Origin of the sequence: Streptomyces sp. TLI_053, assembly GCF_900105395.1 — a bacterium.
Lineage (GTDB): Bacteria > Actinomycetota > Actinomycetes > Streptomycetales > Streptomycetaceae > Kitasatospora.
Genome location: NZ_LT629775.1, coordinates 1,362,729 through 1,382,286 on the forward strand (window position 1 = coordinate 1,362,729; position 19,558 = coordinate 1,382,286).

Here is a 19,558-nt window from a genome sequence, read left to right on the forward strand (position 1 = left end):
TCCCCCGGGGAGATCCCGTTGTCCATCCAGTCCATAGCCCACGTCGAGTACCACAGCGCCGACGCCGACGCCACCGCGGCGGACCTCTGCGCCGACTACGGCTTCACCGCCGTCCCGCCCGAGCCGGAACAGCTGGCCGCGGCCGAGTCCGCGAACGCCCGCACCGTCCTGGTGCGCCAGGGCAGCATCCGGTTCCTGCTGCGCTCCGCCGCCGACCCCGAGCACCCGGTGGCCCGCTACGCCGCCCGGCACGGCGAGGGCGTGGCCGCCCTCGCGCTCTCCTGCCCCGACCCGCAGGCCGCCCTCGACCGCGCCGAGCGGCACGGCGCCCGCGTCCTGGACCGGGCCGGCGGCCTGGTCGCCGGCTTCGGCGACACCGCCCTGCGGTTCGTCCCCGAGGTGCCGACCGCGGCCGGGACCACCGGGGACGGCCCGCAGCTGCTGGACGCCCTCGACCACGCCGCGATCTGCCTGCCGGCCGGCCAACTGGCGGACGCGGTGCGCTTCTGCGAGGCCGCGCTCGGCATGCACCGGATCTTCGGCGAGTACATCGAGGTCGGCGAGCAGGCGATGGACTCCAGCGTGGTGCAGAGCGCCTCCGGCGAGGTCACCTTCACCCTGATCGAGCCCGACACCAGCCGCCGGGCCGGCCAGATCGACACCTTCCTCGCCGACCACGACGGCGCCGGTGTCCAGCACCTCGCCTTCCGCACCGCGGACATCGCCACCGCCGTGCGCGGCGCCCGCGAGCGCGGTGTGGCGTTCCTGACCACGCCCGGCACGTACTACGACGCGCTCGCCGAGCGGCTCGGCACCACCGCCATCCCGGTCGAGACCCTGCGCGAACTGGACGTCCTGGTCGACCAGGACCACGGCGGGCAGCTGTTCCAGATCTTCGCCGGGTCCACCCACCCGCGGCGGACGTACTTCGTGGAGCTGATCGAGCGCCAGGGCGCCGGCACCTTCGGCACCGCCAACATCAAGGCCCTGTACGAGGCCGTCGAACGGCAGCGCGCCGCCGCCTCCGTCTGATTCCACCCGCACCGCCCGAAGAGGAGGCCCGACCCCCATGACCATCGCACCCGAGTTCCACCTCACCGAGGCCGAACGCGCCCTGCTGCCCACCCCCGAGGAGGTGGCCGGCTACCTGGAGCACGGCTGGTACCTGTCCCGCCGGCTGTTCAGCGACGAGGAGCTGGACACCCTCCAGGCCGCCACCGAGCACTACTACACCGGCCACCGCGACCGCGACCTCCCGGTCCGCCCGCCGCGGCTGGCCTCCTGGTCGGCCGCGGACGGCCCGGTCCAGCGGCACAACGACTACGTGCACTACGAGAGCGACGCGATCGGCGCGATCCTGCGCAAGCCGCTGCTCGGCGCCGTCGCGGCGCTGCTCGCCGAGGCCGAGGAGACCCGGATCTTCCAGGCCACCCTCATCTACAAGCCCCCGGTGCCGGGCGAGCCCAGCAACCAGGTGCCGTGGCACTTCGACAAGCACTACTGGCAGACCTCCTCCTCGGACCGGATGCTGACCGCCTTCCTGCCGTTCCACGACTGCGGCGAGGAGAACGGCACCATCACCATGGTCGACGGCAGCCACCGCTGGAAGGAGCTTCCCTCGGGGGAGGACTCCACCCGGCACTTCGCCGAGCGCGACAACTCCGAGCTGGACTCCATCCTGGACGCCAACGCGGAGTACAACGGCACCGAGGTCCGCAAGATCCCGATGATCATCCCGCGCGGGCACGTCAGCTTCCACCACTGCCGCACGTACCACGGCAGCGGCCCCAACCTGGCCTCCTACCCGCGCCGGGCGGTGTCGCTGCACCTCCAGGACGGCGGCAACGCGTACCAGGCCGCCACCCGGCCCGACGGCGGGCCGGTGGTCTACAACCACGACGTGCTGGTCCGCCGCACCCCCGACGGCCGGCCCGACTACGCCGACCCGGACTTCTGCCCGACCGTCTGGCGGGGAGCGCTGTGACGCCTGGGGCTCCCGCCGGCACCGCGCCCGTGACCGCGCCCGCCGTCCCGTCGGCCGATGCCGCCCCGTCCGCCGACGTCCCGCCCGCCGACGCCCCTTCGGCCGATGCCCCGCCCGTCGTGGCGGCGCTCGACACGCCCGAGCGGCGGTACCGGATGCTGCGGCTGATCCGCTCCTTCGAGGAGCGGGCCCTCGGGCTGGTCAAGTCCGGGGTGATCACCGGCGGCATCCACCCCTACATCGGGCAGGAGGCCGTCGCGGTCGGCGTCTGCGCCGCGCTCGGCACGGGCGACCGGCTCGCCTCCACCCACCGGGGCCACGGCCATGTGCTGGCCCGGGGCCTCGACCCGGCCCGGCTGCTGGCCGAGCTCGCCGGTCGGGTCGGCGGGTCCAACCGGGGCCGGGGCGGCTCGATGCACGCCGCCGACCTGCGGCTGGGCATCCTCGGCGCCAACGGCATCGTCGGCGCCGGCGCCCCGATCGCGGTCGGCGCCGCCTGGGCCGACCGGCAGGCCGGTTCGGACGCGGTCGCGGTGGCGTTCTTCGGCGACGGCGCGCTCAACCAGGGCGTGCTGCTGGAGTCGCTCAACCTGGCCGCGATGTGGCGGCTGCCGGTGCTCTTCGTCTGCGAGAACAACGGCTACGCCACCACCCTGCCGGCCGGCACCGCGGTGGCGGGCAGCGCGGTCGGCCGGGCCGCCGCCTTCGGCATCCCGGCCACCGAGGTGGACGGCATGGACACCGAGGCGGTGCGGGCCGCCGCCGAGGAGGCCGTCGCCCACGCCCGGAACGGCGGCGGACCGAGCTTCCTGGAATGCCGCACCTACCGGTTCGAGGGCCACCACACCATGGAACGGCTGATGAAGCTGCACTACCGCACCACCGAGGAGGTGGCCGCCTGGCGCGAACGCGACCCGCTCCCCCGGGCCGCCACCGCGCTCGGCACCGGGCGCGCCGCCGCCCTGGACGCCGAGGTCGCCGCCGAACTCGCGGCGGCCGAGGAGTTCGCGCTCGCCTCGCCGCACCCCGACCCGGCCGGCGCCGCCGACCACCTGTACGCCTCCGGCCTGCGGCCCCGGGCGGGGGCGGTCGTATGAGACTGTCGTACACCAAGGCGCTCAACCGGGCGCTGGCCGACGAACTGGACGCCGACCCCTCGGTCTGCGTGTTCGGCGAGGACATCGGCGCCGGGATGGCCGGGCCCACGCTCGGGCTGCTGGACCGGTTCGGGTCGGAGCGGATCGTCGACACCCCGCTCTCCGAGCAGGCGTTCACCGCGATGGCGGTCGGTGCGGCGCTGGCCGGGCGGCGGCCGGTGCTGGAGTTCCAGATCCCGTCCCTGCTGTTCCTGGTCTTCGAGCAACTCGTCAACCAGGCACACAAGTTCTCGCTGATGAGCGGCGGGCAGGCGGGCGTCCCGCTCACCTGTCTGGTCCCCGGCTCCGGCTCCCGGACCGGCTGGGCCGGCCAGCACTCGGACCACCCCTACAGCCTGTTCGCGCACTCGGGGGTGAAGACCGTCGTCCCGGCCACGCCGACCGACGCCTACGGGCTGCTCCGCTCGGCGATCCAGGACCCCGACCCGGTGGTGGTGTTCGCCCCGGCCGCCGCGCTGCCGGTCCGCGAGACCGTCACCTGGGACCTCGTCCCGGTGCCGCTCGGCCGGGCCCGGGTGCACCGGGCGGGAACCGACGTCACCCTGGTCGCGGTCGGGCACCTGGTGCACGACGCCCTGGCGGTGGCGGAGGAACTCGCCGGCGAGATCTCGGTCGAGGTGCTCGACCCGCGCACGCTGTACCCGTTCGACTGGGCCGCGCTGGGCGAGTCGCTGGAGCGCACCGGGCGGCTCGTGGTGATCGACGACTCCAACCGCAGCTGCGGGATCGGCGCGGAGGTACTGGCCACCGCCGCCGAGGAGTTCCGGCTCACCGCCCCGCCCCGCCGGATCACCCGCCCGGACGGCACGGTGCTGCCGTTCGCCCCCGCGCTGGACCGGGCGCTGCAGCCGGAGCGGGAGCAGCTGCGGCACGCGCTGCGCGCCGTCATGAAGTAGGTCCCGCGACAACCGGGAGAACACCCTCCGGGGGCGGCCGCCGCGGCCGCCCCCGGTCGGCGTTCGGTCGGCGTTCGGTCGGCGTTCGGTCGGCGTTCGGTGCCCCGGCCGGTCTACGGCCGGGGCACCGGTTCGGACGGCCGGGGCACCGGTTCGGACGGCCGGGGCGCCGGTTCAGAGCACCTTCGGCACGGCCGCGAGCAGCGCCGGGAGCGGGTCGGACGCGTCCCGGTAGCGGTGCAGGACCGCCCGGCCGTCCGTCCCGCGCAGCCGGGCGGCCAGCCGGGCGGGGACCACCAGTGTGGTGAGGAGTCCGGTGCCGCCGAAGCCCTCCACGCTCCACGAGACCCACGGCAGCGGATAGTTGGCGGTCGGGCTGAAGAACACCGGCCGCTGCCCCTGGAAGCTGGCCTCGTAGAGGCCGAAGCGGCTCCAGTTGGAGAAGCTGAACCGGCGGTGCTGCGGGTCGAAACCGAGCGGCACGCACCCGGCCAGCCCGGGGCGGCCCAGCTCGGCCAGGAAGCGCAGGTTGGAGCGCAGGTTGAGGTGCTCCTCGGCGTAGTCCCGCACGGCGGTGCGCAGCGCCCCGGCGAGGACGCCGGGGCCGTCGGCGGGCGTGTACGGCAGGTGGATGTCGCCGAGCAGGTTGCCGATCAGGGTGTCCGGCAGGCCGAGCGGGCGTCGGACGTTCACCGGGACGGTGAGCCAGCGGGTCTCCGGGTCGCCGTCCAACTCCCTGACGGTGTGCACGACATGGGCGCAGACGGCGTCACCGGCGGAGACCTTGGTGCCGGCCGCCGCGCCGAACTCCTCGCGCATCCGGGCGATCTCGTCGTCCCCGAAGTAGAGCTGCACGGTCCGGTTGGCGCGCGGCCCGGCCGCCACCTCGCGGTCCAGCAGCAGGCGTTCGGCGTCCCCGGGCACCCGGAAGCCGGGCCGTCCGCTGTCCTCGGCGGGCAGCACCCGGTCGAGCAGCGCGTCCTGGTCCTCGACGAGTTCGGCCACCGGCAGCTCCTCGCCCTCGACCGCCGCCGACCAGGCGCGCAGCAGCAGGGCGAAGCTCTGCAGGTCGCCGATCGCGTGGTGCCAGGAGCAGCCGAGCACGGTGCCGCCGTCGCCGGTGCGGGTGACCCGGACGCCGAACAGCGGCCCGTCGCCGGTCCGGGCGGCCCGGGCGTCCAGCGGGTCGACGTGCTGGGCGCCGGGCGCGGTGACCCGTCCCATCGACTCGGCGAGGGTGCCGTCGACCCGGTAACTCACCATCGGCACACCGGAGTCGTCGCAGACGGCTTCCAACACCCCGTCCACGGTGCGCAGTCGGCCGGCGAACACCGGGATCCGCTCCAGCGCCCGGGCCAGCCCGGCGGCGAGCCGCTCCTCGTCCAGGGCCCGGTCGAAGAACAGCACGACCGAGACGGAGAGGTCGGCGAGCATCGTGTCGACGAGGCCGCAGCGGAGCACCGTCCCGGGCGCGACGCCGGCTCTGACCGTTCGGGTGTCGCGCAACTGCGGCCAGACGCTCAATGGATCCATCCCGGGGCTCGCGTGGCGTGTCGTACGGAGGGCCCCGACGACCGTACAGATCTCCCCGAACGATAGGGCAGTACCCGGGCGGCAATCCAGTGGTCCAGTCCAATTGCGTGGCATCGGCCCGACCGGCCGGGCCGCGCCCCGGGCGACCGGGCCGGGCGGGCGCCGCGTGACCGGGCCGGGCGGGCGCCACCCATGCCGCGTGACCGGGCCGGGCGGGCGCCACCCGGCTAGACTCCGAAGCATGGGAGAGCGCCCGGGCGCGCCCGGCGCGCCGCCCCTGGTCCTCGTCACCGACACGGATTCGCAGCTGCTCGATCCGCGCCGGGCGTACCACGTCGGCCGCGACCCGACCAGCGAGATCGTCCTCGACGACCCCCGGGTCTCCTGGCACCACGCCGTACTGCACACCACCGCCGACCACTGGCAGCTGGAGGACGTCGGCAGTACCAACGGCACCTTCGCCGACAGTCGCCGGATCCGGTCCGAGGAGGTCGGCCCCGGCACCAGGCTGCGGTTCGGCGACGCGGCGGACGGGCCGTCCGCCACCTTCGCGGGCCTGCCCGCCGCCGCCCCGGCCGAGCGGCCCTCGCTCGTCGCACCGGCCGTCTCCGGCACCTTCCGCCGCCCCAGCGCCGTGCTCAGGCTGCCCGGCCGGACGGTGCGGATCGGGCGGGCCCCCGACAACGACCTGGTGCTGGAGGACCTCGTGGTCTCCCGGCACCACGCCGAACTGCGCACCCTGCCCGACGGCGGCCACGAGATCGTCGACCTGGGCAGCCACAACGGCACCTACCTCAACGGCAGCCCGGTCCAGCGGTCCCCGGTCGGCCCGGCGGACATCGTCGGCATCGGCCACTTCGCGCTCTGCCTCTCCGGCGACGAACTCGTCGAGTACACCGACACCGGGGAGGTCTCGCTCAATGTGCAGAACCTGGTCGTACGGGTCGGCTCCGACCGGCGGGTGCTGCTCGACGACGTCTCCTTCCCGCTCGCCGAGAAGGCCCTGCTCGCCGTGGCCGGCCCCAGCGGCGCCGGCAAGTCCACCCTGCTGAACGCGCTCACCGGGCTGCGCCCGGCCGACGAGGGCACCGTGCTGTACGACGGCCGCGACCTCTACCGCGACTACGCCGAGCTTCGCCGCCGGATCGGCCTGGTGCCGCAGGACGACATCCTGCACACCCAGCTCACCGTCCGGCGGGCGCTCTCCTACGCCGCCGAACTGCGCTTCCCCGGTGACACCGCCAAGGGGGAACGGGAGGCCAGGGTCTCCGAGGTGATCCACGAACTCGGCCTGGACGCCCGCGCCGACCTGGTGATCTCCAGTCTCTCCGGCGGCCAGCGCAAACGCGTCAGCGTCGCCCTCGAACTGCTCACCAAACCCTCGCTGCTCTTCCTCGACGAACCCACCTCCGGCCTGGACCCGGGCATGGAACGCTCGGTGATGCAGATGCTGCGCGGCCTGGCCGACGACGGACGCACCGTCGTCGTGGTCACCCACAGTGTGCTCAGTCTCGACGTCTGCGACCGGCTCCTGGTGCTCGCGCCCGGCGGCCGCACCGCCTACTACGGCCCGCCCGACGAGGCCCTGCCGTTCTTCGGCTTCACCGAGTGGCCGCAGGCCTTCGAGGCGTTCGAGAACGAGGACCACGCGGCCTGGCAGCGCCGGTTCCGGGAGTCGCCCCAGTACGAGCGGTACGTCGCCGCCGAGGCGCTGCCGCCCGCGCGGCCGGTCCCGGTGGCCGCTCCCGGGGCGGCGCAGGCCGCCGCCGGCATCGGCCCGGAGCAGCCGCAGGGCTGGTTCGCCCAGCTGGGCACACTGATCCGCCGCTACACGGCGGTGCTCGCCGCGGACCGGCTGTTCCTGACCGTGATGATCGCCCTGCCGTTCCTGATCGGCGTGATGTGCCGGGCGATGGCGGGCAGCCGGCTCTCCTCCGACAACGCGCTGAACTGCCTGCTCACGCTCTGCATCGGCGGCCTGCTCACCGGCTCGGCCAACGCGGTGCGCGAGATCGTCAAGGAACGGCCGATCTACCAGCGGGAACGTGTGGTCGGGCTGTCCCGCTCGGCCTATCTGGTCTCCAAGGTGGTGGTGCTCGGCACGATCACGGTGGTGCAGGCCGCCGTCCTGACGGTGGTCGGCCTGGCCGGCGTCGATCTCAGCCCCACCCTGGCCAACGGGGTGACGGTGCACAGCGGCGTACTGCTGCCACCACTGGCCGAGCTGATCATCGCGGTGGCGCTGCTGTCCTTCTCCGCGATGATGCTCGGCCTGCTGGTGTCCGCGCTGGTCCGCAAGGAGGAGGCGACGATGCCGCTGCTGGTGCTGCTCTCCGTGGTGCAGATCGTGTTCAGCGGCGCCATGCTGAAGCTGCACGGCGTGCCCGGCCTGGAGCAGTTCTCCTGGCTGGTGCCGTCCCGCTGGGGCCTGTCCGCGATGGCCCGCACCGTCGACCTGCACACCGTGCTGCCGACCGCGATCACGGCGGACCCGATGTTCCGGCAGGACCGGGCCGGCTGGCTGCTGTCGCTGGGCCTGCTGGTCGGGCTCGCGGTGCTGCTGGCCGTCGCCGTGCTCGCCCTGCTGCGCCGGCAGGAGCCGGCGATCATGCGGAAGTGACCCGACCGATGCCCCCGACCGACGCCCCGACCGTTGCCCGACCGATGCCCCGACCGACGCCCCGACCGATGCGACCCCGCGGAAGTGGACCAGCGGAAGCGACCCTGCGGAAGTGACCCTGCCGATGGACGAGTTCGGGTTCCGCCCCACCCATGTGGCCCCGCCCGACGGCCTGCCCAGCTGGGCCGCCCCGGACCCGGCGCAACCCGCGTCCCCGCTGGACCCGCTGCTGCCGCTGCAACTGCTCGGCCGGGCCGGTGACTGGGCCCAGGTGCTCTGCTCCAACGGCTGGACCACCTGGGTCGACGGCCGGCTGCTCCTCTCGCTCCCCGGGGTCCCGCCCACCGCCACCGGCCCGCCGGCCCGCACCGCCGACCCGCGCCCCGCGCTCGCCGAGGCGGAGGGCGGCCTGGCCCGCTACCGCTCGCTGCTGGAGGACCTCGCCGCCGGCGGCGTGGACCTGGAGACCTTCCGGGACCGGACGCGCGGCCTGCGGATCGGGCTGGTCGTCGACGGCGAGCGGCTCTGGGTGTTCGACCCGGTGCACGACCGCTGGTCCTACTGCGACGGCCTCCAGCTCCACACCTACGCCGTCGGCGACCGGCCGCGGCTCCCCGACAGCGGGAGGCCGGCCGCCCCGGCGCCGAACGCCGCAGCCCCGAACGCCGGGCCGCCGCCGGACGCCGGCGAGCCCACCCGACTGGTGGAGCCGTGAGCACGCCCCCGGAACCGCCACCCGGCGAGCAGCCGCCCGCCGGGCCGCCGCCTGCCCCGGAACCGCCCGCCGAGCCGTCCCCGCACCCCGCCACCGCCGCGCGGGCCACCCGGGTGCCCGACGCCGGTCCCACCGCGGCGGCCGCTCCCGCCGGGCCCGCCCCCCTGCCCTGGCCCGACCTCCCGGCGGACCCCGACGACGACGCCCTCGCGCTGCCGAGCCTGCCCGCCGGCCTGGTCGGACGGCGGGTCGCCGGGTACCGGCTGGAGGCGGAGATCGGCCGCGGCGGCATGGCCGTCGTCTACCGGGCCAAGGACCTGCGGCTGGGCCGGACCGTCGCGGTCAAACTGCTCGCCCCCGAGCTCGCCCGCAACGAGGTGTTCCGGCGCCGTTTCATCCACGAGTCGCAGGTCGCCGCCGCGATCGACCACCCGCACATCATCCCCGTGTTCGAGGCGGGCGAGGCGGACGGCATCCTCTTCATCGCGATGCGCTACGTCGAGCGCGGCGACCTGCGCGGCCTCATCGCCCGGGGCGGCCCCTTCCCGGTCGAGCGGGCCGCCGGGCTCGCCCTGCAGATCGCGTCCGCGCTGGACGCCGCGCACGACCACGACCTGGTCCACCGGGACGTCAAACCCGGCAATGTGCTCGTCGCCCCCGGTACCGACAGCGAGCACCCGGAACACCTCTACCTCGCCGACTTCGGCCTCACCAAGAAGTCCCTGTCGCTGAGCGGCCTGACCGGCGTCGGCCAGATCGTCGGCACCCTCGACTACGCCGCGCCCGAGCAGATCTCGGGACGCCCGCTGGACGGCAGCTGCGACCAGTACGGCCTCGGCTGCGTGGTGTTCGAGATGCTCTCCGGAGCGCCGCCGTTCCGCCGGGAGAGCGACCTCGCGCTGCTCTGGGCCCACCTCAACGACCCGCCGCCCACCGTGCGCGAGCACCGGCCGGACCTGCCGTCCGCCGTGGACGAGGTGGTCGGCCGGGCCCTGGCCAAGACCCCCGAGGAACGGTTCGCCAGCTGCCTGCAGTTCGTCGCCGAGCTGCGCGCGGCGGCCACCGTCACCCCGGCCGGCGGCCCTCCCGGCGCCCAGTGGGGCACGGCCGGCCCACCGACCCAGGTCGTCCCCGCCGCCGTACCCCCGTTCGGCGCCACCCCCGGCGTCCCCGACCCGCCCCCCTGGGCCCTCCCGGCCGTCCGCCCGCCCGGCCCCTCCCACTGGCGGTGACGCTCCGCCGGGCGACGGCAGCGGCCGTTGTCGGTCCGGTCTGCTTCGATGGCGTCGACAGCGAGGACGGCAGCACGCAGGGGAGCGCTCGTGGGCACGTGGGGCAGTGGGAACTTCGAGAGCGACGCGGCGCTGGACCACCTGTCGGCCGTCGTCGGCCGCCTCGTCGAGGAGGTCGCCGAGGCGATGGCCGGCGACCCGGTCGAGCTCGAACCCGACGAGTACTGGGGCGTCGCCGTACCGTGCAACCTGGAGCTCCTGCACGTCCTCGCCCAGGCCGGCCACACCGCCGGCGAGCTGCCGAAGGCCGAGGTGGTCGAGGGCTGGAAGGAGACCTTCCTGGCCGTCTGGGAGCGCAGCATCGACGGTCTGGGCCCCAAGCCCGCGTACAAGGCGGAGCGCCGGGAGGTCCTGCACCGCACCTTCGACCGGTTGGCCGCCGCCGCGCGCCGGGAGGCCGCCGACCGGGACGGCGAGGAGTACGAGGAGGGCTAGCCGGTCTCGCCGCGCCGTGGCAGCCGGGCGGCGGCGAGGGCGCCCAGGGCGCCCGTCAGCAGCCCCCAGCCGGCGGCGAGCGGCACGGTGATCCAGAGCACCGGGTCGAGCGTGAGCGTGCCGCCGGTCAGGGCGGCGGCCGGGCCGACCGGGCCCGCCTCCTGGCCGAGGACGGAGCCGAGCAGGTCGCCCAGACCGCCCTCACCGAGGCCCACCCCGAGGACCGAGAGGCCGTAGTCGGCGGAGATCCTGGTCCACACGCCGACCAGCAGCACGGTGACGGCCGCAGCGGCCGCCAGCCGCACCGCGTGCTGCCACAGCCGGACCCCGCGCGGTGCGCGGTGCGCGGCGAACACCCCGGCGGCGAGCATCAGCACGGCGGCCGCCGGGAGCAACCACCAGGCGCGGGCGTTCTGTTCGGCGAGCGTGCCGAGGCTGACCGTGCCCTCCTGGCCCTCGCCGACGCGCAGCACGGCGGCCAGCGACTTGGGCACGGGCAGTCCGATCGCGCCGACCAGATGGCCGTTCCACTCGCCGCCGAGACCGACGCCGAAGGCGAGCCAGACCAGGTTGGGCAGGGCGAGCAGGGCGACGGCGGCGACCTCGCGGGCGTTCCCGTTCACCGCGGCGGTGACGATCGCGGCCACCACCCCCAGCACCACGCACCCGAGCAGGACCAGCAGCATGGCGAACCCGGCCGGGCGCACGGCCTGTTGGAAGGGCACCAGGGAGCGCGGCAGCGGGGCCCGGCGGGAGACGGCGAAGGTCGCGGCCAGCACCACCAGCAGCCAGAGCAGCCCGAGGCCGAGGGTGGACGCCGGCTCCGCGTGGAAGCCCACCTCGGGCTCGATCCCGAGCGCGCCGCCGAGCTGCTCGACCAGCCCGCCACCGAGCGGTACCGGGAAGGTGTGCCGGGCCGCGACGCAGAGCAGGGCCAGGGCGACCAGCCAGACCACCGCCGTCCGGGCGGCCCGGCCGAGCAGCTCCCGGCCGCCCGCGACCGCGCGGAACCGCAGTTGGCGCAGGAACACCTCGGCCACGGCCAGCGCGCCGACCAGGCTCACGGACAGCGGCATCGCGACGATCCCGGCATCGACGGAGGCGAAGAAACCCGCCCCGCCGTCGAGGCCGACCGAGCCCCCGACCGCGAGGGCGAGGGTGGCGGCGAGCACGTACGGGAAGCCCCCGCCGGGCAGGTCGTTCGCCCCCGCCGCCCAGAGGCCGAGCGCGGCGACGGCCGCCATCGCGGCGAATCCGGCCAGGACGACCGCCACCGCGTCCAGCCAGCCGCGCAGCGCCCCGGGTGGTCCGGCCGCCGCGGTGCGGGCCGGCCCGCTCGAACGGGCCTGCTGGTGCATACGGCCTCCCTGTCGGCTCGGTCTCCCCCGTGCGTCCGGCTCCGGCCCCCACGCCTGCGACCAGGGTGGCCCAGGACCGGCCCGCCCGCCTGTCCGCCTGTCCGCCCACCGGTCCCGTCGCCCCACGCCGCCCCACGCCGCCCCGCCCCGCCCCGCCACGCCCGCCGATCACGCCCGCCGTTCCCGTCGGCCGCCCGCTGCTGTTGCGACGGACCGGCACCCGGGGCAGAAATGGATCCCAGTGGCAGGAGCCTCCTGCGCCGGCCGGGTGGACCGGCCGCCTGCGAAACGGAGCCTCGATGAGTTCCCAACCGCCTTCGTCCGGGCCGCCCCTCGGCCCGCCCTCCGGACCGCCGTCCGGCCCGCTCTCCGGGCCGCCCTCGGGCGGCCGCTCCGGTCCGCCCGGTCCCCCGTCCGGCCCGGCCTCCGGCGGAGCCGGCGGACCGTCCGGCGGCGGCGGACCGGGCGGCTCGTCCGGCGGACCGGGCGGGGGGCGTCCGACGCCGTGGTGGCGCTCCGGCCGGAAGGCCGCCCTGGTGGCCGGCACCGCCGCGCTGGCCGTGGTGGCGGCGGTGCTGATCGTCAACAACAACAGCGGCGGTGGCGGCAGCAGCGACACCACCGTGCCGACCGCGAACGAGGTCGCGCTGCAGGGTCCGCAGGACCCGGGCCCGGCGCCGTTCACCCCGTCGGTCCAGACGGAGGCCGTGCAGGCCCCCGCCCCGGCACCGGCCACGGCGACCGCCACCCGAACGGCCGGTGCCACGGCCACCGCGAGCACCGGCCTGCACAACGTCGAGGGGACGTCGGCCGGCGTCTACGGCGGGACGATGAACAAGCCGAGCTGCGACGTGGAGCGGCTGATCTCGATCACTTCGACCGGCGACACCGGCCGGGCCTGGGCCTCGGCCCAGGGCATCGAGCAGTCCGCCGTCCCCGGCTACCTGCGGTCGCTGACCTCGGCGTACCTGCGGGTGGACACCCGGGTGACCAATCACAGCTACCAGGGCGGCGCGGCCGTCGCCTACCAGTCCGTGCTCCAGGCCGGCACCGCGGTGCTGGTCGACGCGCAGGGCGTGCCGCGGGTGCGCTGCGGCTGCGGCAACCCGCTGAAGGCACCGACGCTGGTCTCGGACGCCAAGTACGTCGGCAAGCCGTGGACCGGCTTCCAGCCGAGCACAGTGATCATCGTGGTCGCCGCGCCCCGGCCGGTGACCGAGATCGTCCTCGTGGACATCGTGACCGGCGGTTGGTTCGCGCGGGTGACGGGGCAGATCAAGGTCGTCGACAAGGAGGTCCGGGAGCCGCGAGGTCCGCTGGCACCCGGTGTGCCGCCCGCCACCTCCTGGCCGTCCGCCTCGTCGAGCCCGTCGAACTCGGGCTCCACCTCCGCCTCGACCTCGTCCTCGGCGTCGACCTCGGGAAGCACGTCCACCTCGGGTTCGCCGTCCGGCTCGACCTCCGGTTCCAGCGGGCCGTCCAGCAGCCCGGCGACCGCGTCGGCCTCGGGCGCGACCTCCTCGGGTGCCACGTCCTCCGGGGCCACGTCCTCGGGTGCGACCTCCTCGTCCGCCTCGGCCGGTACCTCGACCAGTGGCTCCACCGAGTCGGCGACCTCGAAGCCGACGGTGACCTCCACCCCGGCCGCCACCACGACGACCACGAAGACGGCCGCGTCCACCACCTCGGCCCAGCAGCCGGCGACGGCCACGGCGACCTGCGCCACCACCGCGCCGTCCACCCTGCCGCCCTGCCCCACGGTCACGGACACCACCGGCTGATCCGACCGGCCGGACCGGCCGGGGTGTCACCCCGGCCGGTCCGCACCCCGGTGCCGTCCGGCACCGGCACCCGGCCGCCCGGCGCACGCGGCCCCGCCTCAGCCGGTGACGGCCAGCTCCGCGACCACCGCGCGGTGGTCGGCGCCCCGCACCCGGTGCTCCGTCACCGACACGGCGCGCAGCGCCTCCCCGTGCAGTACGTGGTCGATCTGGATCACCGGCCGCAGTCCGGGGACGTAGGTGTTCGACTCCGGCCAGGTGGGCGCGGCACCCCGGCCCAGCTCCGCGTGGGTGTCGGTGAGGCCGGTGTCGAGCAGGGCGCGCATCGGCGTGTGGTCGAGCGTCGCATTGAAGTCACCCAGCAGGACGGCGTTGCGGGTGGCACCGGCCACCGCCGCCCGCAGTCCGTCGAAGTCCTCCGACCAGCGTCCGGAGTCGCCCAGCGGGTAGTAGGTGTGCACGGCCGTCAGCCGGACGGTCCGACCGCCGACCGTCACCTCGGCCGCGATCTGCTCCCGGGCCGCCTCCGAGGCCGAGCCGTCGAGCGGCGTCAGCGGGAGCCGCGAGTAGATCGCGGTGTCCCGGCCGGGCCTCAGCTCCCGGTGCGGCAGCACCTCGGCGATGCCCGCCCGGTCCAGCCGCGCGACCGCGCCCGGCCCCAACTCCTCCATCGCGAGGACGTCGACACGCTGTTCGCGCACCAGCCGGACGATCTCGTCGGCATCGGCCTGCCCCACCCAGGCGTTGCTGGTGGCGAGCCGCAGCCGGGGCGCGTCGGCCGCCGGAGCCGCGCCGCCGTCCGGCACCAGCCTCGGGACCAGCCAGAAGAGCTGCACCGCCGCCAGGACACCGGCGACCGCCGCCGCCCACCACGAGCGGACCGCCAGCAGCACGCCGAGCGCGAGCACGCCGCCCAGCGCCGCGTACGGCACCAGCACCACGGCGAGCGCGAGCGGCGTCCCGTCGTCCCACCCGCCGAAGCGGACCGTCAGCAGGGCCGCCGACAGCGCCGACACCGCCCAGCCGGACCACTCCAGCACCCGCCGCACCCACACCCACCAGCGTGCCCGCTCCACCGGCTTCCCCACCCCTCGCTCCAGCCCCTCGCCTCTGCCTCAGGACGCGCCCGTCCGTGGCGCGGTTCCGCACCGCTCCCTGCCCTGGCCTGCGGCGTCGAGCCGCCCCGCCTTCGCCCGGAGCCCCGGGCACTGAGCTGATGAGGTGATCGCTCCCGCGTGTCCGGAGCGCACGGTCCGGAGACCGCGCGAGGGTGGGACGGACCTGCCCCGATCCGATCGCCCGTTGTGAGGCAACCCGTGGTTCATCGACCCTCCCCGCACCGCAGACGTCTCTACGCCCTGTGCGCCGCGGTCCCGCTGGCGGCGGGGCTGGCGGCCCCGTTCGCCCTGGACCGGGCCTTCGCGGCGCCGGACCTGCCGCAGCGGCAGACGGCGGTCCGCGGGGCCGGCACCCAGCGGCCGATCGGTCCCGACCCGGTGCTCGACCTGCTGACCCACGGCAATCTGACGATGGCGTCGAACTCGGTCCTGACCTGTGACGACAGCGACGGATCGGTCTGCAACGACACCGAGGGCACCAACAACGGCCGCACCAAGTACGTCAAGACCGACCCGAACGCGCCGGGGAACAACGCGTCCTCGGCCCAGCTGGTCGTCCCGGCCGGGGCGGAGGTGCTCTCCGCCCGGCTGTACTGGCAGTTCAACCCGACCAACACCAGCAACGCCGGCGGCACCTCGGGGGACATCAACAAGGGCAACACGGTGTCCTGGAAGGTCCCGGGCGGCACCTCGTACGAGCAGGTCACCGCCGACACCTACGACTGGTTCGACCAGCAGGTCGGCGGCAACCCGCCCGAGCCGCTGCTGGCCGGGGCCGGCGTGAAGGACGTCACCGCCCAGGTGAAGGCCGCGGGCGCGGGCAGCTACACCGTCGCGGACATCCAGGCGTGCGCCGGGCGCTCCTCCGCGCAGAACTTCGGCGGCAACAACGTGGGCTGCTGGGGCGGCTGGTCACTCGTGGTCGCCTACCGGGACCAGGCCGACCCGCTGCGCTACCTCCAGGTCTGGGACGGCTTCCAGCTGCTGCGCTCCCCCGACAACCTGGCGACGCTCACCCTCGCGGGCATCCGCACCCCGGCCACCGCCCCGCCGGCCACCATGGGCGTCACCGTCGGCGACGGCGACGTGCCGATCTCGGGCGACGAGCTGCTGGTCGGCTCCGCGACCGACAACCTGACCCTGCTGCCGATGCCCGGCCCCGCCGGTGTCGTCACCGACAACGCCTTCACCAGCCGGATCGACCGGGTCGCCGCCGACGGCACCGGCAGCAACACCACGACCCGCGACCCCGCGCCGGTCAACAACTACGGCTACGACGCCCGGACGATCGACGTCACCGGAAAGATCCCCGCCGACGCCACCCAGGCCGTGCTGCGGATCAACGGCGCCGGCGACGCACTGCACCCGCAGGCCGTCTGGCTCGCCGTCGACGCCCTCGAACCGGACCTGCAGATCACCAAGGCCAACACCCCGGCCGGTACCACCGACAACAACCCGCCCGGCAACGTCTCCCCCGGCGACAGCATCACCTACACCTTCACCGTCGCCAACCGGCACGCCGACGGCGGCACCACCGACCTCGACACCGCCACCGGCATCACCGTCACCGACCGCCTGCCCGCCGGCACCACCTTCGTCGCGGGCTCCAACCCCTCCTGCAGCGCCGCCGGGCAGACCGTCACCTGCCAGGTCGCCGACCTCGCCCCGGGTGCGAGCACCGACATCGCCTTCCGGGCCACCGTCGACCCGGCGGCCACCGGCGGAACCGTGCTGGACGACAGCGCGAGCCTGACCTTCCGGGGCAACCAGACCCGGCGCGAGCAGACCCGCACCAGCAACACGGTGCGCAACACCGTGGTCGAAACCCCGGTCTACTCGATCGCGAAGACCGCCACCCCGACCTCCACCACCCCGGGCCGGACCGTCGGCTACCGGATCGAGGTCACCAACACCGGCCGTGTCGCCGCCCCCGGCGTCAGCCTCGACGACAACCTCGCCGACGTGCTCTCCCGGGCCGACTACAACGGTGACGCCGTCACCGACCTGGGCTCCGTCACCGTCACCGGCAGCACCCTGCACTGGACCGGGGACCTGCCGGTCGGCGGGAGCGCCACCATCACCTACTCGGTGACCGTGCACAGTTCGCTCACCACCGACACGGCCCTCGGCAACACCGTCACCTCCGCCACGTACCGCAACAACTGCCCGCCCGGCGAGGGCGACGCCCGCTGCCGCGCCGACGTCACGGTGACCGTCCCCACGCCGTCGCCGTCCCCCACGACCTCGCCCTCACCGACGGCGTCCCCGTCCCCGACGGCTTCCCCGACGGCTTCCCCGACCGCTTCCCCGACCGCGTCGCCCAGCCCCACCGCGTCCCCTTCCCCCACGGCGACGCACGGCCACGGCCACCGGCCCACCGCCGGGCCGACGCACTCCCCCGGGCCTGACGGGAAACTGCCCGACACCGGCTCCGGCGCGCTCCCGGTGCTCGCCCTCGGCGCGCTCGGCTGCCTGATGACCGGCCTGCTCGTCCTGCGCACCCGGGGCCGCCGACACTAGGCTCCCGCCCCGTCCTCGGACAACGACCGACAGCGAGCCCGTGCCGGGCGGAAGGCCCGGCACGGGCTCGCTGTCATGGGACGGCGCCTCGGGTTCAGTCCACGCAGGGGATGCCCCCGGCCTTCACCGCGGGGCCCTGCATGGGAAGGTCGGGCGTCGGCTCGGCAGTGGGTCCGGTCGACGGGGCCTCCGATGATGCGGACGGGCTCCCGGCGCGTGGGGAGTGCGTGGAGCGGGGCGCGGCCGGAGTCGTCGTCCGGGGGGCGACGGGCGCCGCGAACGCCGCCGGTACGACGGGCGCGACCTGCTCTCCGGAGGCGGAGGGCGCGGCCTCCGGTGGGACCTCGTGGCCGAACAGCTGCTTGACGATCCGCTTGATCTGGACCGGGTCGACGGTGTTGACCTCCTGACCGCCGATGTTCTTGAACCCGGTGATCGGCAGCGTGTTGAACTCCACATTGCCACCGGTCAGGTTGGGCGCCTGCTGGGCGAAGTCCAGGACGTTCCAACGGTCGTCGATGACGACGTCCTTCTTCACCGCGTCGAACAGCCGCTGGAGCCGGCCGAGGTCGCCGACCACGCCGTCCTGCTTCAACTTGTAGACGACGGAGGAGATGAAGGCCTGCTGCCGGTGGGTCCGGTCCAGGTCACCGTTCTTGAGGTGATGGCGCTGACGGACGAACGACAGTGCCTGCCGGGCGTCGAGCGAGCTGACACCGGCCGGGAGCCGCAGCCCCGTCCCGCCGCCCTCGCGGGTCTCCGTCCGGGCCACGATCGGGTCGTCGACCGGGTTGTTGAGGCAGACCTGGATCGGCTCGACGGCCTTGGCGATGTCGTAGAAGCCGATCAGGTTCACCTCCGCGAAGTGGTCGATCGGGATGTCCAGGAAGGACTGGACGGTCTGGACGGTCGCGGCCCGCCCGGCTTCCCGGCTCTGCCGTTCCAGCTCCGGCTTCGACAGCCCCTTGCCGCTCAGCTTCTGCTCGGCGGCGCCCTTGGCGATGCCGTACGCCTCCTTGATCTTGTGCATCTTCCCGTCCGCGCCGACGGTCTGCACGTAGTCGTCGCGCGGGACGGACAGCGCCGTCACCTTGCCCCCGTTCGCCGGTATGTGCAGGACGATCAGTGCGTTGGTGTTGTACCCGCCGATCTCGCTGGAGCCGGCGTGCAGTTCCTCCTCGACGAACTCCTTCGGCAGATCGTTGCCGTCCATGTCCTTGCGGCTGTCGAGGCCGATGAGCAGCAGGTTGACGGACTTGTCGAGGTGCGGCGGCGCGTTCTTCCGGGCCTCGGTGAGCGCGCCCGACTTCACCATGCCGCTGTCGAGCTGCCGGTACTCGTACCAGACCAGGCCGCTCGTGCCGAGGACGACCACCGAGAGGGTGCCGGCGAGCACCCGGCCGACGACGGTCAACGGCCCGGTGCGGGGCTCAGCCATGACGACGCCTCCGGTCAGCGGTCCGGCCGGCGGGGACCGCGGCCGGGGTGGGGGTGGGGGTGACCCGGGCCGGGCCGGGGGCCGGAACCGTACGTGGGCGCGGGCTCGGGACCCGGCTCGCGCTCCCAACCCCGCTCCCGGCCCCGCTCCCGCTTGCGGTCGCGGTCGCGGTCGGGCGGGTGCGGGCCGACCGGGCCGCGAGGGCCGCTCGTCCGGCGACCACCGACAGCGCCACGACCAGGGCCAGCGCCATCACCGGGAAGGCGTCGACCACCCAGCGCACCGCCGCCGAGGCGAGCGCCTTGCCCTGTGCGGCATCGGATCCGGCGTCGGATGCGGTGGCGGTGGCCCAGGCGGTGCCGACCCTGGCGACCAGGACCACGGGCGGCGCGGCGATGACGACCCACCAGCGCCCGGGGCGGGTGCAGCGGGCCGCCGCGACGCCGGTTCCCAGAACGGCACCAACGGCGAGGAGCGGACCGCCGCCGTTCCCGGTCAGCTCCCCGGCGACCGCGCCGGCCAGCGGCAGCCCGGTCGCGGCCAGCAGGACCACCGCCGTGCCACCGGGGCGGGGCGGCGGGGCCGATCCTCCCGCGCCTCTCGCGTGTTGCCCGACCATTCCCCACACCCCTTCCGTGGTGCCCCTCCGGTGAACTTCTACAATGCTGTAGAGCAAGAGTGCAGCATACAAACCCGTCCCCGCGAATTCAC

15 protein-coding genes are annotated in these 19,558 nt (G+C 74.9%); 10 read left to right on the forward strand and 5 right to left on the reverse strand.

Annotated elements, in window-relative coordinates; translation table 11 throughout:
* The first annotated feature begins 18 nt into the window (after nt 1–18).
* Genes hppD through BLU95_RS05170 form a run of 4 tightly spaced genes read left to right on the forward strand, consistent with a single transcriptional unit; the run spans nt 19 to nt 4,037 of the window.
* Complete coding sequence (hppD, locus tag BLU95_RS05155; RefSeq protein ID WP_093858908.1) at nt 19–1,032, forward strand: 4-hydroxyphenylpyruvate dioxygenase; 1,014 nt, start codon at nt 19–21, stop codon at nt 1,030–1,032.
* Nucleotides 1,033–1,069: 37 nt separating this feature from the next.
* Nucleotides 1,070–1,984 carry a phytanoyl-CoA dioxygenase family protein gene (locus tag BLU95_RS05160; RefSeq protein ID WP_093858909.1) on the forward strand — a complete coding sequence of 305 codons (915 nt, stop codon included), beginning with the start codon at nt 1,070–1,072 and terminating at the stop codon, nt 1,982–1,984.
* Nucleotides 1,981–3,081, forward strand: a complete 1,101-nt coding sequence (locus BLU95_RS05165) for a thiamine pyrophosphate-dependent dehydrogenase E1 component subunit alpha (protein ID WP_231978302.1) — start codon at nt 1,981–1,983, stop codon at nt 3,079–3,081. The genes BLU95_RS05160 and BLU95_RS05165 overlap by 4 nt, the downstream gene beginning before the upstream one ends.
* Nucleotides 3,078–4,037 carry an alpha-ketoacid dehydrogenase subunit beta gene (locus BLU95_RS05170; protein ID WP_093858910.1) on the forward strand — a complete coding sequence of 320 codons (960 nt, stop codon included), beginning with the start codon at nt 3,078–3,080 and terminating at the stop codon, nt 4,035–4,037. The genes BLU95_RS05165 and BLU95_RS05170 overlap by 4 nt, the downstream gene beginning before the upstream one ends.
* A gap of 174 nt (nt 4,038–4,211) precedes the next feature.
* On the opposite strand, the gene BLU95_RS05175 is transcribed toward BLU95_RS05170, so the two are convergent.
* Entirely contained in the window at nt 4,212–5,561 is a 1,350-nt protein-coding gene (locus tag BLU95_RS05175) for an acyltransferase (RefSeq protein ID WP_159424780.1), read from the reverse strand.
* 250 nt (nt 5,562–5,811) lie between these two features.
* Here BLU95_RS05175 and BLU95_RS05180 point away from each other — a divergent pair, with 250 nt between their 5' ends.
* The 4 genes from BLU95_RS05180 to BLU95_RS05195 all read left to right on the forward strand — a co-directional run bounded on the left by BLU95_RS05180 (nt 5,812) and on the right by BLU95_RS05195 (nt 10,632).
* Entirely contained in the window at nt 5,812–8,190 is a 2,379-nt protein-coding gene (locus BLU95_RS05180; RefSeq protein ID WP_093858912.1) for an FHA domain-containing protein, read from the forward strand.
* Between the two features lie 112 nt (nt 8,191–8,302).
* Entirely contained in the window at nt 8,303–8,905 is a 603-nt protein-coding gene (locus BLU95_RS05185; protein ID WP_197698721.1) for a hypothetical protein, read from the forward strand.
* Nucleotides 8,906–9,069: 164 nt separating this feature from the next.
* Nucleotides 9,070–10,137, forward strand: coding sequence for a serine/threonine-protein kinase (locus BLU95_RS05190; protein ID WP_502689858.1), 1,068 nt, complete (start codon nt 9,070–9,072; stop codon nt 10,135–10,137).
* A gap of 90 nt (nt 10,138–10,227) precedes the next feature.
* Nucleotides 10,228–10,632, forward strand: coding sequence for a DUF4259 domain-containing protein (locus BLU95_RS05195; protein WP_093858913.1), 405 nt, complete (start codon nt 10,228–10,230; stop codon nt 10,630–10,632).
* On the opposite strand, the gene BLU95_RS05200 is transcribed toward BLU95_RS05195, so the two are convergent.
* Nucleotides 10,629–11,990: a streptophobe family protein gene (locus BLU95_RS05200; RefSeq protein WP_231978305.1), complete on the reverse strand. Its 1,362-nt coding sequence runs from the start codon at nt 11,988–11,990 to the stop codon at nt 10,629–10,631. The two genes, BLU95_RS05195 and BLU95_RS05200, sit on opposite strands and share 4 nt — an antisense overlap.
* Nucleotides 11,991–12,289: 299 nt before the next feature.
* Here BLU95_RS05200 and BLU95_RS05205 point away from each other — a divergent pair, with 299 nt between their 5' ends.
* Nucleotides 12,290–13,771, forward strand: coding sequence for a DUF6777 domain-containing protein (locus BLU95_RS05205; protein ID WP_159424781.1), 1,482 nt, complete (start codon nt 12,290–12,292; stop codon nt 13,769–13,771).
* A gap of 98 nt (nt 13,772–13,869) precedes the next feature.
* On the opposite strand, the gene BLU95_RS05210 is transcribed toward BLU95_RS05205, so the two are convergent.
* Nucleotides 13,870–14,859, reverse strand: a complete 990-nt coding sequence (locus BLU95_RS05210; protein ID WP_231978309.1) for an endonuclease/exonuclease/phosphatase family protein — start codon at nt 14,857–14,859, stop codon at nt 13,870–13,872.
* Between the two features lie 228 nt (nt 14,860–15,087).
* Between BLU95_RS05210 and BLU95_RS05215 the strand changes: the two genes are divergently transcribed.
* Complete coding sequence (locus BLU95_RS05215; protein WP_093858915.1) at nt 15,088–17,409, forward strand: DUF7927 domain-containing protein; 2,322 nt, start codon at nt 15,088–15,090, stop codon at nt 17,407–17,409.
* 94 nt (nt 17,410–17,503) lie between these two features.
* Here the strand turns inward: BLU95_RS05215 and BLU95_RS05220 are convergent, their stop codons facing one another.
* Together BLU95_RS05220 and BLU95_RS05225 are read right to left on the reverse strand one after the other, a co-directional pair.
* The gene (locus BLU95_RS05220; RefSeq protein WP_093858916.1) at nt 17,504–18,847 is read right to left on the reverse strand and encodes an LCP family protein; all 1,344 of its coding nucleotides are present in this window, start codon (nt 18,845–18,847) and stop codon (nt 17,504–17,506) included.
* Entirely contained in the window at nt 18,840–19,466 is a 627-nt protein-coding gene (locus BLU95_RS05225) for a DUF6542 domain-containing protein (protein ID WP_159424782.1), read from the reverse strand. Before BLU95_RS05225 ends, BLU95_RS05220 begins: the two co-directional genes overlap by 8 nt.
* Nucleotides 19,467–19,558: the final 92 nt, after the last annotated feature.